This is a genomic window from Nocardia sp. NPDC056541 (genome assembly GCF_042794235.1).
In the GTDB taxonomy this organism is placed as follows: Bacteria; Actinomycetota; Actinomycetes; order Mycobacteriales; family Mycobacteriaceae; genus Nocardia.
In genome coordinates this window covers 94,849-109,646 of the sequence record NZ_JBHTUD010000003.1, presented here as the reverse complement: position 1 = coordinate 109,646, position 14,798 = coordinate 94,849, and the positions used below count along the sequence as shown (strand labels likewise).

18 protein-coding genes and 1 pseudogene are annotated in these 14,798 nt (G+C 67.2%); 9 read left to right on the top strand and 10 right to left on the bottom strand.

Features of this window, described 5'->3' with window-relative positions:
- The first annotated feature begins 112 nt into the window (after nucleotides 1-112).
- The 3 genes from ACFQ9R_RS06020 (at nucleotide 113) to ACFQ9R_RS06010 (ending at nucleotide 2,498) form a co-directional block, all read left to right on the top strand.
- On the top strand, nucleotides 113-640 hold the full coding sequence (locus ACFQ9R_RS06020; protein WP_378989225.1) for an EXLDI protein: 528 nt from the start codon (nucleotides 113-115) through the stop codon (nucleotides 638-640).
- Between the two features lie 119 nt (nucleotides 641-759).
- Nucleotides 760-1,719: an ATP-binding cassette domain-containing protein gene (locus tag ACFQ9R_RS06015; RefSeq protein WP_378989224.1), complete on the top strand. Its 960-nt coding sequence runs from the start codon at nucleotides 760-762 to the stop codon at nucleotides 1,717-1,719.
- A complete protein-coding gene (locus ACFQ9R_RS06010; RefSeq protein WP_378989223.1) occupies nucleotides 1,716-2,498 on the top strand; it encodes an ABC transporter permease in 783 nt (260 codons plus the stop codon). Before ACFQ9R_RS06015 ends, ACFQ9R_RS06010 begins: the two co-directional genes overlap by 4 nt.
- Before the next feature lie 52 nt (nucleotides 2,499-2,550).
- On the opposite strand, the gene ACFQ9R_RS06005 is transcribed toward ACFQ9R_RS06010, so the two are convergent.
- The 3 genes from ACFQ9R_RS06005 to ACFQ9R_RS05995 form a co-directional block, all read right to left on the bottom strand.
- The gene (locus ACFQ9R_RS06005; RefSeq protein ID WP_378989222.1) at nucleotides 2,551-3,249 is read right to left on the bottom strand and encodes an anti-sigma factor family protein; all 699 of its coding nucleotides are present in this window, start codon (nucleotides 3,247-3,249) and stop codon (nucleotides 2,551-2,553) included.
- Nucleotides 3,246-3,755, bottom strand: coding sequence for a sigma-70 family RNA polymerase sigma factor (locus ACFQ9R_RS06000; protein WP_067455024.1), 510 nt, complete (start codon nucleotides 3,753-3,755; stop codon nucleotides 3,246-3,248). Before ACFQ9R_RS06000 ends, ACFQ9R_RS06005 begins: the two co-directional genes overlap by 4 nt.
- 67 nt (nucleotides 3,756-3,822) lie before the next feature.
- Nucleotides 3,823-4,461, bottom strand: a complete 639-nt coding sequence (locus ACFQ9R_RS05995) for a YqgE/AlgH family protein (protein ID WP_378989221.1) — start codon at nucleotides 4,459-4,461, stop codon at nucleotides 3,823-3,825.
- A gap of 105 nt (nucleotides 4,462-4,566) precedes the next feature.
- Here ACFQ9R_RS05995 and ACFQ9R_RS05990 point away from each other — a divergent pair, with 105 nt between their 5' ends.
- Nucleotides 4,567-5,325 (top strand): lysophospholipid acyltransferase family protein, encoded by a 759-nt coding sequence (locus ACFQ9R_RS05990; RefSeq protein ID WP_378634992.1) that lies wholly within the window; start codon nucleotides 4,567-4,569, stop codon nucleotides 5,323-5,325.
- Here the strand turns inward: ACFQ9R_RS05990 and ACFQ9R_RS05985 are convergent.
- Nucleotides 5,319-5,630 carry a GNAT family N-acetyltransferase gene (locus ACFQ9R_RS05985; protein ID WP_378634994.1) on the bottom strand — a complete coding sequence of 104 codons (312 nt, stop codon included), beginning with the start codon at nucleotides 5,628-5,630 and terminating at the stop codon, nucleotides 5,319-5,321. The genes ACFQ9R_RS05990 and ACFQ9R_RS05985 overlap by 7 nt on opposite strands.
- A 158-nt stretch (nucleotides 5,631-5,788) precedes the next feature.
- Here ACFQ9R_RS05985 and ACFQ9R_RS05980 point away from each other — a divergent pair, with 158 nt between their 5' ends.
- Nucleotides 5,789-6,925, top strand: coding sequence for a glycerate kinase (locus ACFQ9R_RS05980; protein WP_378989220.1), 1,137 nt, complete (start codon nucleotides 5,789-5,791; stop codon nucleotides 6,923-6,925).
- Nucleotides 6,926-6,928: 3 nt separating this feature from the next.
- Here the strand turns inward: ACFQ9R_RS05980 and ACFQ9R_RS05975 are convergent, their stop codons facing one another.
- On the bottom strand, nucleotides 6,929-7,273 hold the full coding sequence (locus tag ACFQ9R_RS05975) for a winged helix-turn-helix transcriptional regulator (protein WP_378989533.1): 345 nt from the start codon (nucleotides 7,271-7,273) through the stop codon (nucleotides 6,929-6,931).
- Between the two features lie 119 nt (nucleotides 7,274-7,392).
- Between ACFQ9R_RS05975 and ACFQ9R_RS05970 the strand changes: the two are divergent.
- Nucleotides 7,393-8,331 (top strand): annotated as a pseudogene (locus ACFQ9R_RS05970) (NAD(P)-dependent oxidoreductase); the annotation flags it as partial.
- A complete protein-coding gene (locus tag ACFQ9R_RS05965; protein WP_378989219.1) occupies nucleotides 8,331-8,996 on the top strand; it encodes an NAD(P)-binding domain-containing protein in 666 nt (221 codons plus the stop codon). The pseudogene ACFQ9R_RS05970 and the gene ACFQ9R_RS05965, both read left to right, overlap by 1 nt.
- Before the next feature lie 46 nt (nucleotides 8,997-9,042).
- On the opposite strand, the gene ACFQ9R_RS05960 is transcribed toward ACFQ9R_RS05965, so the two are convergent.
- From ACFQ9R_RS05960 to ACFQ9R_RS05950, 3 genes are read right to left on the bottom strand one after another with little or no spacing between them, the layout of a single operon-like run.
- Nucleotides 9,043-9,285 carry a helix-turn-helix transcriptional regulator gene (locus ACFQ9R_RS05960; protein WP_056823747.1) on the bottom strand — a complete coding sequence of 81 codons (243 nt, stop codon included), beginning with the start codon at nucleotides 9,283-9,285 and terminating at the stop codon, nucleotides 9,043-9,045.
- A complete protein-coding gene (locus ACFQ9R_RS05955) occupies nucleotides 9,275-10,123 on the bottom strand; it encodes an ABC transporter permease (protein WP_378989218.1) in 849 nt (282 codons plus the stop codon). The genes ACFQ9R_RS05960 and ACFQ9R_RS05955 overlap by 11 nt, the downstream gene beginning before the upstream one ends.
- Nucleotides 10,120-11,049, bottom strand: coding sequence for an ABC transporter ATP-binding protein (locus ACFQ9R_RS05950; protein ID WP_378989217.1), 930 nt, complete (start codon nucleotides 11,047-11,049; stop codon nucleotides 10,120-10,122). Before ACFQ9R_RS05950 ends, ACFQ9R_RS05955 begins: the two co-directional genes overlap by 4 nt.
- A 180-nt stretch (nucleotides 11,050-11,229) precedes the next feature.
- Here ACFQ9R_RS05950 and ACFQ9R_RS05945 point away from each other — a divergent pair, with 180 nt between their 5' ends.
- Nucleotides 11,230-11,676: a nitroreductase/quinone reductase family protein gene (locus ACFQ9R_RS05945; protein WP_378989216.1), complete on the top strand. Its 447-nt coding sequence runs from the start codon at nucleotides 11,230-11,232 to the stop codon at nucleotides 11,674-11,676.
- On the opposite strand, the gene aroQ is transcribed toward ACFQ9R_RS05945, so the two are convergent.
- Both aroQ and ACFQ9R_RS05935 read right to left on the bottom strand, forming a co-directional pair.
- Entirely contained in the window at nucleotides 11,673-12,119 is a 447-nt protein-coding gene (aroQ, locus tag ACFQ9R_RS05940; RefSeq protein WP_378989215.1) for a type II 3-dehydroquinate dehydratase, read from the bottom strand. The two genes, ACFQ9R_RS05945 and aroQ, sit on opposite strands and share 4 nt — an antisense overlap.
- A gap of 15 nt (nucleotides 12,120-12,134) precedes the next feature.
- A complete protein-coding gene (locus tag ACFQ9R_RS05935; RefSeq protein ID WP_378635010.1) occupies nucleotides 12,135-12,695 on the bottom strand; it encodes a hypothetical protein in 561 nt (186 codons plus the stop codon).
- A 396-nt stretch (nucleotides 12,696-13,091) separates the two neighbouring features.
- Between ACFQ9R_RS05935 and ACFQ9R_RS05930 the strand changes: the two genes are divergently transcribed.
- A complete protein-coding gene (locus ACFQ9R_RS05930; RefSeq protein WP_378989214.1) occupies nucleotides 13,092-14,771 on the top strand; it encodes an NTF2-like N-terminal transpeptidase domain-containing protein in 1,680 nt (559 codons plus the stop codon).
- The last annotated feature ends 27 nt before the right edge of the window (nucleotides 14,772-14,798 follow it).

Genomic DNA, 14,798 nt, shown 5'->3' with positions numbered 1-14,798 from the left:
ACGCCGTGGTTCACCGCGTCTGATGGGGTTACGAGGCGCGCCGAGGGGGAGTTCAGAGGGTGGGTGAAAACCACCCCTTGTGTGTACGTACACATATACGTATAGTGGGTTCATGCCCAACAAGACGATCTACGTAGCCGACGACGATCTCCCCGTGTTCCAGCGGGCGCAGGAGCTCGTCGGCGGAAACCTCTCCAGCACCGTGGTCAGCGCGCTGCGCAGGCTCATCGAACTGGAGGAAGGTCGTGAGGCCGGCTTCGAAGAGGTTGTCCTGCAGGTGGGTCGCGACGGTGTCCGGCAGGTGCGCTTCCAGGGCGTGCTGCTGGGTGAATGGCGCGATGTCGGCGATAAGCGGGTGCTGCACCAGCAGGTCTACCGCAGCCGCAAGGGCAAGCTCGTGCTCCACACGCACTCGGCGCTGTGGTCGGAATACCCGACCGGGGACGCCGCGGGCGACATGAAGGACTGGAAGTACTGGCGCCGCATGTTCGGCATCGGTGACCGGCCGTGGGACTGGGGCGACTACGAGTACGAGATCCTCGACGACCTGAAAGCCCTGAAGGATCGCGTGCCCGACAAGCTCTATCGCAAGGTCGAGGACATCACCGCGCACCCGCAGATCGAGGAACTCGACATCTAGCTCCGTCCTCGGACGAACAACCGCACACCGCACACATCAACCGCAGCCCCTGGGGGCTGTGTCGATAACTCATGCACTTATTCGCAGCAATGAATGTAATCCTGTGGAAAGGGACGATCATGGTCAACTCGGCCATCACCGCACGCGGTCTCCAAAAGGCCTACGGCGACAAAACAGTTCTCGACGGCATCGACATCACCGTCGCCGAGGGCACCGTGTTCTCGTTGCTCGGCCCCAACGGCGCGGGCAAGACCACCACCGTGCAGATCCTCACCACACTGATCGCCGCCGACGGCGGCGAGTGCACCGTGGGCGGCCATGATGTGGCGACCGACCGAGGCGGGGTGCGCGAGCTGATCGGCGTCACGGGGCAGTTCGCCGCGGTCGACGAGCTACTGACCGGCCGGGAGAACCTGCACATGATGGGGGATCTGAACCATCTGCCGCGCCGCGAGACCCGCACGCTCGCCGACGAATTGCTGCGACGTTTCGACCTGGTCGAGGCAGCTGACAAGCCCGCGAGCACCTACTCCGGCGGCATGACCCGCAGGCTCGATCTGGCGATGACGCTGGTCGGCAATCCGCGGGTGATCTTCCTCGACGAACCGACCACCGGCCTCGATCCGCGCAGCCGCCGCTCCATCTGGGAGATCATCCGCGGCCTGGTCGACGATCTCGGCGTCACCGTCTTCCTCACCACCCAGTACCTCGAGGAGGCCGACCAGCTGGCCGATCGCATCGCGGTGCTCGACAACGGCCGGATCGTCGCGGAAGGCACTGCGGCAGAACTGAAGCGCCTGATCCCCGGCGGCCACATCCGCATCGACTTCACCGATCAGCCCGATGTGGACGCCGCTCAGCGCGCGTTCGGCTCGACGGCGAAGGTGGTCGAGGGCACCGACGGGCTGACCCTCGCCGTGCCCAGCGACGGCGGCGTGCGTTCCCTGCGTGCCGTCCTCGACCTCCTCGACGCCGAAAACATCGAAGCGGGCGGCATTTCCGTGCACACCCCCAACCTCGACGACGTCTTCCTCACCCTCACCGGCCGCGCCACCATCGAGCAGGAGTCTCTGCGATGACCACTCAGATCAAGTCCAAGTCCTACGCCGTCGCCGACACCATGACGATGCTGCGGCGCAACATGATTCACGTCAAGCGCTATCCCAGCATGACGTTCAGCATCATCATCATGCCGATCGTGCTGATGCTGGTGTTCAAATACGTCTTCGGCGGGGCGCTCGAGAAGTCCTCGGGCGGTAGCTATATCGACTATCTGGCGCCCGGCATGATGCTGCTGTTGCCCGCCTACCTGACGGTGTCGGTAGCGGTCTCGATCGCCACCGACGCGAGCAAGGGCATCGTGAATCGCTTTCGGGTGATGGCGATCTCGCAGTCGTCGGTGCTCACCGGGCATGTGCTCGGAGCGCTCATCCAGGCGATGGCGGGTGTTGTCGCGATGACCGCCGTCGCGATGCTGGTCGGCTTCCGGCCGAACGCGAACGTCGTGGAGTGGGTCGGCGCGTTTGGGCTGCTCGCCCTGGTGACCTTCGCCTTCACCTGGCTCGCCATCGCGCTCGGCCTGCTCTCGCCCACCCCCGAAAGTGCCAGCAACGCACCGTTTCCCATCGTGCTGCTGCCCTTCCTCGGCAGTGGTCTGGTCGCCACCGACACGATGCCGGTCGGCATGCGTCAGTTCGCCGAATACCAGCCCTTCACCCCGATCACCGAGACGCTGCGCGGACTGCTGATGGGTACCGAGATCGGCGCCAACGGCTGGGTCTCGCTGGTCTGGTGCGCGGTCATCGCCGGCGGCGGCTTCCTGTGGTCGAAGTCGATCTTCCGCAAGCAAGCGAAGTAGCCTGTCGCGCACACGGTCCGGTCTCCCCCGCGGAGACCGGACCGTGTCGCGTTCAGACCTGGGCGACCAAGAGCGTCCGGCCGGAATCGACGGACGTGATCTCCACTGTGCTGATCGAATCCGGCGGGGCGTCGATGGTGCGATCCACCGTCAGCTCGGTGCCGGGGCCCGCGGGCCACCGGTCGAGTTCGAAGCGCTGCTCACCCGCGGTCACCACCAGCCCGTAGGTGCGGGTGTAGCCGGAGCCGTAGGCGCTCGGCGCGTAGCTGCAGGTCATCACCAGGCGCGTGCGGTCACCGTCGCGCACCAGCTTCACCTGCGCGCTCACCGGCGTCTGCTCCACCGCCTGCATCTGCTGCTCCGCGACGATCTGCTCGGTCGGCGTCTCCGAGCGCGCCACGGTGACGGTCACCGGAATCGCGATCGCCACCGCTGCCGCGGCAGCCGCCACCGCGCTGCCGATGCTCGTCCAGCGCCGCCGCCGCCTGCGCCGTTCGGCCGCCGCGGCCAGCGACGGGAGCAGATCGGGGACCTGTGACGGAGCCGGCTCGGGCGAGGCGATCATCGACAGCGCGGTATCGCGGTCGACCAGGGCGAGCATGCCCGGCAGCCCGGACAACTCGGCGACGGCCTGCTGGCAGGGCGCGCAACCGAGCAGATGCGCCTCGTATTCGCGCCGCTCGGCGGCACCGAGTGAACCGAGGACATAGGCCGCGTCCCAGGTGCTGTACTCGTCGGCGAGGTCGGTCATCGGTTCGTCACCCCCATCTCCTGTAGCGCGAGTCGCATGGCGCGCATGCCGTAGTGCAAGCGCGATTTCACGGTTCCCGGCGGGATGCCCAGCTCGTCGGCGATCTGGGCCATGCCGAGGCCGCGATAGTAGGCCCGCACGATCACCTCGCGATGATCCGGGCTGAGCGTGCTGAGCGCGTCGGCGACCAGCCAGCCGTCGAGCGCCCGATCCGATTGGTCGGGGCTCACCTGCTCGGGTGGGTTGTCGGTGCCGAACTCGCGGCGGTGCCTGGCACTGCGATGCTCGTCGACCGCGAGATTACGAGCCACGGTGAACAACCAGGCGCGCGGTGAGGTCTCGGTCTGCTCCAGCACGGCCGGGCGTTGCCAGGCGCGCAGCAGAGTCTCCTGCACGATGTCCTCGGCCCGGCCGGGATCGCGTACCAAGCCGAGGGTGAAACGCCACAGCGCGGGTGCGTGCTCGGCGTAGAGCGCGCGCATCAGTTCGTCGCGACCATCGTTCATCGGCGGCCCTGGTCACTGCTCGTCGAAATTCATATGTCACTCCTGCTCGTGTGAAGGAGTAACGGGATCAGTTGCGTTCGAGTTCAATCGGGTGTGTCGCCAGCAGGGCCAGCGGCAACGGCTGACGGCGCAAGACCGCGGACCACAGGTCGTGGCGGTCGGTGGCGATCGGATCCGACGGCAGCGCCGAGACCACGATCCAATCGTCGTTGTCGAGTTCGCCGTCGAGCTGGCCCATCGACCAGCCCGCGTAGCCGGCGAAGATCCGGATCTTGTCCAGGAGCGGTCCGATCTCGGCGGGGTCGGCGTCCAGATCGACCAGCACCACCCGGCCGTCGACCCGGCGCAGGCCGCGGATGTCGGAGATGTCGACGCCGGCGCGCAGCACCCCCAGGCACAGCGCCGCATCGCGTTTGACCGGGCCGCCGATGTAGAGATCGGTCGGGGTGGCGGCCAGGTCCGCCCAGGCGGGCAGCACATCCACGACCGGGGTCTCACTCGGCCGGTTCAGCACCACGCCGAGGCTGCCCGCGTCGTTGTGCTCGATCACATACACGACGGTGCGCCGGAAAGTAGGTTCCACCAGGTCTGTCGCGGACACCAGCAGATTGCCCGCGCGGACGTTCACCGCCGGCTGACCGCGCCGCCGATCGTCGCCGTGCCCGTCGCGAGTCCGGCGCTCGTCCGGGTCGTCTCCGCCTGCCACCGAGCCATCATCGCATTGGAGCGGCGGTGCGCGCTTCCCGCGCAGCGGATCGGAACCGGAATTTCTTCGTGCGTGGACCCCGCGATCGACCGGTAGGGTCGCGCTATGCACTCGCCCGAAGTCCTGCTCGACGACAACGACGCTGTGTACGACTACTACCTGCGGCATCAGCAGAACAGGTGGAAGGCGCTTGCCTCGTACGCGGTGCTGGCCCGGCGGTTCCGGCCGCGCGTGACGTTCGCCGAAGGCGCGAAACAGCAGTTGAAGGCGCTGATCCGCAGCGGTCGGCCGGTGATCTACGCGATCAACCACCTCTCGACCAGCGACCCGTACACGGTCGCGGCGACGGCGTGGCGCTCACCGCTGCGCTCGAAGATCGGGCGGGTGCGGGTGCTGGCGAAGGACGAGCTCTTCCTCGATCCCGAGCAGCGGCGCAAGGTGGACATGATGGGCGGGATCCCGGTGTTCCGCGGCAAGGACCACGGCATTCGCGCGGTCAATGCCGCAGGTCAGCGGATGATGGATGTGTGCGCGCAGCGGTTGGCCGCCGGTGATCACCTCGCGATCTTCCCCGAGGGGACATGCAATGAGGTAGATCACACCAAGGTGCAGGCGGTCGGCAGCGGAATCGGGCATATCGCGTTCCGCGCGGCCAAACTGGACGCCGCGCCCGCGCTGGTCGCCATGGGGATGAACTACGGGTCCTATGCGGCCGGTGTCGAACCGACCGCGGCCGAGGTGGTGTCGGGCAGCGCCTACTTCCGGGCGCCGATTCTCGAGTTGCCGCAGCGACCCGCCGACATCGCCAGGCTGGTCAAAGACGAGCTGCAACTGGCTGTCGACGGGGCCGTCGCGCGCTACTGAGGTAGACCGAACAACTCTCTGGCTCGTTGCGGGACGTAGGCGATGTAGTCGGGGCGGGTGGTGATGAAATGCAGGACGACCGGGCACATCGGCAGGACGCTGAAACCTTGGTCTCTGCTCGTGTCCAGCGCGGCTTTGACCAGGGTGTTCGCCAGTCCTCGGCCTTCGAATCGGGGGTAGATCTCGGTGTGCACGAGGGCGCGTTCGTCCCCGGTGTCCTGGTATTCGATGTAGCCGGCGGGTTGACCGTCGGCGGTGAGTTCGAACCGCTCGAGCGCGGTGTTGTTGCGGACCTCGGTCGCCATAGGTCGACGCTACCGTGTTCGGGAGGACAACCCACTGAGCAAATGAGAACATGGGTCACTCCCCGACCACCTCCGAGCCGTTGCGCGCCTGACGAAAGGCCGAGAGCGAACGGTCGAGCTCGGAAACGACACTATGAATACACGGAGAGGCGGAACAGATGGCCGGCGAACCGCTTGTCGTGCTCGCTCCCGACAAGTTCAAGGGGTCGTTGACCGCGCCGGAGGTGGCCAGGGCTCTGGCCAGGGGAATCGCTCGGCGTGCGCCGAAGGCGCAGGTGCGGTGTGTGCCGGTGGCCGACGGTGGTGACGGGATGGTCGACGCCTTCGTGGCGTCGGGGTGGAAGCGGGTGGAGGTCGCCGCGCCCGGGCCCACGGGGGAGCAATCGACGGCGGTGTACGCGGTGCGGGGGGATACCGCGGTGGTGGAGTTGGCGGCTGCCGTGGGGCTGGTGAAGTTGCCCGGTGGGCGGCTGGATCCGCTGCGGGCCGATACGTTCGGGCTGGGGGTTGCCATCGTGCACGCGCTCGACGGCGGGGCGCGGGAGATCGTGCTCGGGCTCGGCGGCAGCGCTTCGACCGACGGTGGGTCGGGGTTGTTGCGGGCGCTCGGGTTGCGGTTGCTCGATCAGGAGGGGCGGGAACTGGCGGGCCGCGGGGACGTGGCCGCGTTGCTCGAGCAGGTCGCCTCGGTGGATCGAGGTGGGTTGCATCCGGCGGTCGCGACGACGCTGTTCACGCTGGCCTGCGATGTGGACAATCCGTTGCTCGGGCCGGCTGGTGCGGTAGCGGTGTACGCGCCACAGAAGGGCGCCAGTGCTCGGCAGATGCTGAAACTCGAAGCGGGGCTTACCAACTGGGCGGCCGTGCTGGGCAGGGGCTATGCGGAGATCGGTGGGGCGGGCGCGGCGGGCGGCACCGGGTTCGGGGCGCTCGCGGTGCTGGGCGCGCAGGTGCGCAGCGGGATCGATGTACTGCTCGAGCTGCTGGAATTCCCGGCCCTCATCGAGGGGGCCAGGCTGGTAGTCACCGGTGAGGGCTCACTGGATCACCAGAGCATGCACGGGAAGGCGCCGGTCGGGGTCGCGGCGGCGGCGAAGAAGGCGGGCGTGCCGGTGATCGCGGCGGTAGGGCGAACCCTGTTGTCGCCAGGGGAGATTCGAGCCGCGGGATTCGCCGCGTGTTATCCGCTCAGCGACCTCGAGCCCGATCCCGCGCGCTCGATCATCGCGGCGGCCGACCTACTCGAACGCATCGGCGAACGGATCGCCATGGAGCACTTGTGCCGGATGCGCTGACGGTTACAGCGCGATTCGGGAGGACGAAGGCTGCGGGGCAGTCGGCCGGGTAGTGGTGGCCAGCGCCTCGCGATTCTCGTCGCCCCAGGTCTCGAGCGGTTCCAGCGCGAGGCGAAGGGCCTCGCCGAGCGGGGTGAGCGAGTACTCCACCCGCGGCGGGATCTCGGGGAAGATCTCGCGGTGCACCACGCCGGTGCTCTCCAGGTGCCGCAGGTTCTCGGCGAGCACCTTCTCGCTCACACCCTCGAGCATCCGCCGGATCTGACCGAATCGCTGCGGCCCGGCGCCGAGCACCCACATCAGGTGCAGCTTCCATTTACCGCCGACGACGTCGATGGCCAGGCTCATACCGCACACATCGTGATCTGCGTCACTGCTCAACGTCGCCACACCCTTCTGACCGTATTTCGAACCTCTGGGTAAGCAACCACACCCGAACGTTCGGTCTTCCCGACGATACTCGCGCCGACCACCATCGAAAGCGGCGCCGAACCAACCAGTATCGAGAATCGAAGGGCCACACCATGTCCGAGCAGACCGCTCCCCGTTCCGTTTCCGTTCTCGGCCTCGGCCCGATGGGCCAGGCGATGACCAGGGCCTTCCTCGAAGCGGGCGTCGAGGTGACGGTGTGGAATCGCAGCACCGCCAAGGTCGATGCCATGGTGGCGCTGGGTGCCGAGCGCGCAGGCACCGTCGCCGAGGCGCTCGATGCCAACGAGGTCTCCGTGCTCAGCCTCACCCATTACGACGCCATGTACGACGTGCTCGGCCAGGCGATCGACCACCTGCCCGGCAAGGTGATCGCCAACCTGTCCTCCGACTCACCGGACAAGGCGCGGGCGGGCGCGCGGTGGGTTCGCGAGCGGGGCGCCGAATTCCTCTCCGGCGGCGTGATGTCGGCGGGCGACAACATCGTCCATCCCTCGTCCTACATCTTCTACAGCGGCCCGAAGACGGTCTTCGACGCGCACGCCGAGCTGCTGCGCCCGCTCAGCCCGCAGGAATACCTGGGCGCGGACGACGGCTTGGCCCAGATCTTCTACCAGGCCCTGCTGATCACCTTCCATCCGTGGTTGCTGGCGTTCGACCAGGCGTCGGCGATGATCGCGAACTCCGGCCACAGCATCGACCAGTTCGTACCGTTCGCCGTCCGCTCCGCCGGCGCCTACCCGTTCTTCATCGAACAGTTCGCCGAGGCGAACAAGGCAGGCGGCTTCGCGGAGCTCTCGCACCTGAAGATGATGGACGCGGGCGCCCAGCACATCATCGACGCCAGCGAAGAGGCAGGCGTCGACGCGAGCCTGTCCCAGCTCGCCCAGTCGTTCTGGCGCAAGGCCGTCACCGCGTCCGAGGCGACAGGCAGGCAGATCTCGCCGTACGCGTTGTTCCGCGGCGAGGCGTCGTGATGTCGACTTCCGGCCGAGCGGCCGAGGCGGTCACCGTCATCGGCCTCGGCCCGATGGGGCAGCAGATCGTGCGCACCTACCGCGCCGCGGGTTTCACGGTGACGGTCTGGAACCGCACCCCCGGCAAGGCCGACGGTCTGGGTGCCCATCGCGCCGAGACGGTCGCCGACGCGGTGGCGGCGGCGGAGCTCATCGTGCTCAGCCTGACCCACTACGACGCGATGGACGAGATTCTCGGCGGCGCCGATCTGACCGGCAAGGTTGTGGTCAACCTGTCCTCGGATTCGCCGCAGCGGACTCGGCAGGGGGCGGCGTTCGTCCGGGCTCGCGGCGGCGAATTTCTCGCCGGTGGGGTGATGGCTCAGCCGCACGAGCAGGCGCTGGCGATCATCGACCGGTCCGGTTCCGAGATAGCCCGGTTCATGCCCTACGCCCAGCGGTCACTGGGCAGTGTCGGCGAGCTGTACGCCGCGTGGGCGGGAATCGCCGAGGACGGGGATCCGCCCGATCCGGCGTACCTGCGAATGATGACGGCCGGCGCGCGACATGTGGTGGCGACCGGTGCCGAGGTCGGCGTGGACACCGTTCTGGCCGAATCGGTTTCGTCATATTGGGAGCGATCGGCCGGTACGCCCGAATCGACGTTCCAGGTATTTCGCGGATGACACGCTGAAACCGTTCGGCACGGTGGTGCCGAACGGTTTTCGGTGGTCACGCGGTCTCGGCGCCCGATCCCAATCTCGGGAACGGCTCGGTGGAGAACACCACTTCCACCGCTACCTCGAAGTAGGCCGCGAGCCGCAGGGCCAGGTGCAGGCTGGGGCTGTATTCGCCGCGTTCGAGGTAACCGACGGTCTGGTAGTGCACACCGAGCGCTTCGGCCAGGTCCCGCCGCGAGATGCCGCGCTCGGCGCGCAACATCGCGATGCGGTTGTAGATGACCTCAGAAGGCACGCTGCATCGCTTTCTCGCGGCGCACGGCCACGCTGGATCCCGACTCATGGCGGGCCGCCCGCCGCAGCACGATCGGCGCGAGCAACAACCCGACGATCGACCATACGCCGAGTACCGCGGCGGTCTCGAGGTGCCGCCACGACCCGTCGATCTCGATGGCCGCCGCCTCGGCGGGGAGCAGCCCGGAGCGCATGCCCAGGCCGAGCCAATACATCGGGAACAGCTGGGCCAGGCCCTGCACCCAGCCGGGGAGCGCGGTGATCGGGTACCAGATGCCGGAAATGGCGATCAGTCCCATCAGCGGCAGTGTCAGCAGGAAGATGTCGCGGGCGCCGACGATCAATCCGCCCAGGATGGCGCCGATCGGCAGCGTGGCCAGCAGACCGAGCACGATCACCCACGCCAGCGTGACCAGGCCGCCGCCGGGCATCGAGAATCCACCGATGATCACGGCACCGATGGTCAGCACCACCATCAGCTGGACGAGTACCGCGGCCGCGGTCGTGCCGATCTTGCCGATGAAGTAGCCGAGGATCCCGTTCGGAATCGTCTTGGCGCGCAACAAGGTTCCGTCCTCCCGGTCGAGGGCGAGGACCTCGGCGATGCCGTACAGGCCGTTGAACGCGATGATGCTGCCGAGCAGGCCGGGCACCGCGAGTTCACCGAGTGACAGCTCGGTGTCCTGGTAGGTCCGGTCGCGCAGGAAGAAGATCGCGATCAAGAACAGTGTGGGAGTGAGGAACTGGGCTACCAGACTCGTCCCGTTGGTGTAGAGCTGCCGCAGTTCGATCCACATCGCGGCCAGGCCGCCCCTGACCGCTACCAGCGTGGGATTCATCGCGTGACCTCCTGCAGTGAGCGAACGGGTTCGGCGGCCGTGCCGGATTCGAAACGGCGGACCAGCGCCATATAGGTGTCCTCCAGCGACGCGCGCTGCACCTCGAGGTCCTCGATCAGGTCGCCGTGCTGTTTGAACAGTTCGTGGACGTACTTCGTCGACTCGGTCGTCGTGTGGACGAAACGTTGGCCGTCGCGGGTCCAGCGCACCTCGGCCTCGCCCGCGGTGGCGGTGCTGAGCTCCTCCGGCGAGCCGTCGGCGATGATCCGGCCACCGGCCAGGATCAGGATCCGGTCCGCCAGTTTCGCGGCTTCGTCCAGGTCGTGGGTGGTGAGCAGGACGGTGGTCTCGTCCAGATCGGCCAATCGATGGACCAGATCGTGGAAGTCGCGCCGGGCAGCGGGATCGAAGCCCGCGGTCGGCTCGTCCATGAAGAGCAGTTCCGGTCGGCCGACGATGCCGATCGCCACATCGAGTCTGCGTCGCTGCCCGCCGGACAGGGTGGCGATCTTCGCATCGCGCTGATCGGTCAGCCCGACCAACTCGATGAGTTCATCGGTGTCCCACGGTCTTGTCACCCGGGCCGTGGAATAGGGGCTGTAGTACCCACCCAGATGGCCGAGCAGTTCGGCCACTCGCCATTTCGCGTGGTCACGCCAGGATTGGAGCACCACGCCGATGCGGGCGCGCCAGAGTTCGTCACCGTGTTCGGGATCGGCCCCCAGCACCTCGACCTGGCCGGCCGACCTCCTGCGGAACCCCTCGAGGATCTCGATCGTGGTGGTTTTGCCCGCGCCGTTGGGGCCGAGCATGACGAGCACTTCCCCGCGCTCGGCTTGAAATGTCACATCGTGCAGGACGTCGGTCTCGTCGTACCGCATCCGTAGTTGCGCGACATCGAGAACAGCGTTGTTGTTCGAAGCCATGAGTCCTCCCAGTCATCGACCTTCGATGATTTGTAGCATACGTACTACATTTCATCGTGGCAATGCTTCGCCGAAATGGGACATTCCGAAAACTGTGAGCACTGCTCTTGACTTCGGCTCGCGGAGCGCGCATGCTTGTACTCAACAGAGAGCAGTGCTCACAGTTCAGGAGTGATCAACATGGACAACGCGACCCGCCACCTCCCCCCGACCGGCATCGACCCGATCGTCAACAAGATCGCCAACCTGCTGCCCAAGCTGGGGATCAGCATCATGGGGTCGCGGCTGCTGGCGGTGCGCGGCCGCAAGAGCGGGGAATGGCGCACCACCATGGTCAACGTGATGACGGCCGCCGACGGTGAGCGCTACCTGGTCGCGCCGCGTGGGCACGTCCAATGGGTGCGCAATCTGCGCGTGGCGGGCGATGGTGAACTGCGCCTCGGCCGCAAGACCGAACGGTTCACCGCCGCCGAGGTCGCCGACACCGACAAGGTGCCGCTGCTCCGGCTGTACCTGGAGAAGTGGGGCTGGGAGGTCGGCAAGTTCTTCGAGGGCCTCACCAAAGACGCGACCGATGCCGAATTGATCGCTATCGCACCGGGTTTCCCCGTCTTCCGGCTCAGCTAGGGCTTGCTCAGGTATTCGATCGCGGCGGCATAGCCCTGGATGCCGAGGCCGGCGATGACCGCGGTCGCGATCGGGGAGACGAACGAATGGTGCCGGAACTCCTCGCGCGCGTGCACATTACTGATGTGCACCTCGACGATCGGCACCTCCGGGATCACCAGGGCGTCGCGCAGGGCCACCGACGTATGGGTGAGGCCGCCGGGGTTGATGACGATGGCCGACACCTCGCCGCGGGCCTGGTGGATCCGGTCGATCAGCGCGCCTTCGTGGTTGGACTGGAACGCGATGACCTTGCGTTCGAATCGGGCGGCGGTCTGCTCGCACAGTGCGACGACATCGTCGAGGGTGTCGGCGCCGTAGATCTCGGGCTGACGGGTACCGAGCATGTTCAGGTTCGGTCCGTTGATGACGAGGATCGGACCAGTGGCCTGCACGGTTTCCATGCAGGCCACTGTAAGTCACAAGCCCGTGGGGCCCTCCGAGCGCAGGTCGTCGACCTTGCGCATGGCTTCGCGGAGTTCGGCCAGCCAGGTTTCGGCGTGTTTGCCTGCGAGTTTGACCGTCCAGGCCAGGGCGTCGGCGCGGGAGCGGGCGACGCCCGCGTCGATCAGGGTGTCGAGGACCTGGCGTTCGGGCTGACGGAGACGGGTCATCACGGGGACGGCCAGGTGGGTGAACAGGATCCGTTCGCCGTCTACTCGCACGCCCCACGCGACGCTGCGGCCGTAACGTCGCTGGGCCTCGTCGGCGATCTGCATGCGGGCCGGGCGGGTCGACTCGCGGAAGCGGGCCAGCGCGCCTTCTTTCGTGGCCGCCGGGGTGCTCGCGTCGCCGGGGACGGGCAGTTCGCCGACCACGACGATCTCGTCGCGGTCGATCTCGATGTCCACCGGCCCGGTGAACCAGTCGGCGGGCAATCGTCCGGCGAACCAGTCGGGGGCGTCGGCGGGATCGGGAAGGTCGGCTTGCTGCCATCCGCCGGGTCGGCCGAATCCGCGCTCGCGTCGATCGTTCCGCATGGAAATCACCTGCTATCTGTCTTGCGCACGTTGCGTTGATTACAAGATTACGCCGATATCAGCGCGGTGAATTCCGCTCTGCGTGAACGAGTGCGTATCGACTCGGTAAAGGCGATGCCGTGCGTGTGGGCGGAGGCGGCCTGGGTACCCTCGCGTTGAATCGCCGGACAAATGCGAGATCCGCACCACCTGGCGCGGCTGTCGGTACGGTTGACGCAGCAGTTGTTGCCGCTTACTGGGCGAGGTTGGAAAACGGACCCTCATCGGGGCGAGATTTCCGGCACAATCGAGGTGTCGAGGTCGGGGAGTATCCCGACTGACCGGGGCATTGGAGACGGGTCAACTTCCGGTACGGTGGATTTGTTACCGGAGTGGCAAGAGTGAAGAGTGGGCGATATGGATGTGTGGGGATCCCGCCGCTTTCGCGTCCGGGGCGCAATGGCGATCGCGGGGGTTGCGACCCTCGCCATCGCGCTGTGCTCGTGCGGAGTGGGTGGGAAGACGAGCGAGTCGGAGACGGTGGTCCAGCGGTTCACCGAGTACCTCGACGATCAGGACTACGGCAAAGCCGCCGACCTGACCTCGTACCCCGCTGCCGCTTCGGCAACCATGAAGCAAATGTTCGAGGGCCTGCAAACGGGCACCGTCGACTACGAGGCGTCGCAGGTTATCGACCTCGACAAGCAGTCGGCGATCTTCAGCATGGAAGTCGCCTGGAACTTCGGCGAGAAGAAGGACTGGACCTACACACTGCAGGGCACCGTGCGCAAGCTCGCCATCGGCTGGCGGATCTCCTGGGAGCCCGCGGTGGTCATGCCGCAGCTGACGAACAATCGCACTGTCAAGCTCGTGCGTACCACCGCGAAGCCGCCGCCCAAGGTTGTCGACCTGCCCGGCGAAACGCTGATGACCGAGCAGACGCTCAACGTCATCAAGATCGACCCGAGCCGCACCGGCGACCTCGTCGGCACCACCAACGCGCTCGCCGACGCCATCGAGCCGGTCGCGCCCCTGATCACCGGGCCGTCGCTGATGCAGCAGCTGGCAGGCTCGCAGGGCAAGCCGATCGTCGCGGTGAACCTGCGTGACGGGGATTTCGCGATCCTGGAACCACGGATGGCCAAGGTGCCGGGTGTGGTGATGGAGAAGCAGCCCAAACTGATCTCGGCCGACCGGCGCACCCGTTCGCCGATGCTCGACGCGCTGCGCGAGGTGTGGCAGGACAGCCTCGAGGCCACCGCGGGCTGGGGTGTGCAGATCTTCGAGGCCGACGGCAGGTTCGTCAACCAGGTGGCCGGATACCAGGGACCGGCCGGGCCGGACATCGCCGCGACGATGGATCAGCGACTACAGCGCGCCGCCGAAGACGCCGTGGTGAGCGCGGGGACCGCGGCCACGGTCGTGGCCATTCAGCCGTCGACCGGTGCGGTCGTCGCGGTCGCGCAGAACTCGTACGCGACGGAGAAGGGACCGATCGCCTTCACCGGACTGTTCCCGGCGGGCGGCACGATGGAGCTGTTCCGCACCGTGGCCGCGGCGATCAAGAACAAGCCGCCGCAGGACGTCACCGTGCAGGAGGCGGCCGAGGCGGCCACGGCGCTCGGCGTCGGCGTCGACTTCAAGGTGGCCGGGCTCGACGAGGTGACCGGGCGGATCAGCACGCCCGGCCGCAGCACCGAGCAGGTGCGTCAGGGTGCGGGTGCCGACGCGGTGCAGGTGAGCCCCTTCGGGATGGCGATCGCCGCGGCGGCCATTTCGCGTGGGTCGGTGGCGCCGCCGATGATCGAGGCGGGCAAGCCGGGCACCACCGATACGCCGGTTCCCGCGCTGCCCCAGCCCGCGGTCGACCGGCTGCGCGGAATGATGAACGAAGGCATCGGCAAGCCCGAAACCGCCGCCCTGCGCGGATTCCGCGATATCACCGCCTTCGCCGCGACGGGCGGCGCCGACGGTTGGCTGCTGGCGACGATGGGCGACCTGGTCTTCGCGGTGCACATCGCCGATGTCGACAGTGGTGACGCCACTTCACGACTCGCGGCCGTGCTGCTGAAATCGCTGGCGACGCCGGAGCCGTAAAGCGAGAGTTATCACTGCTCAGTGGCT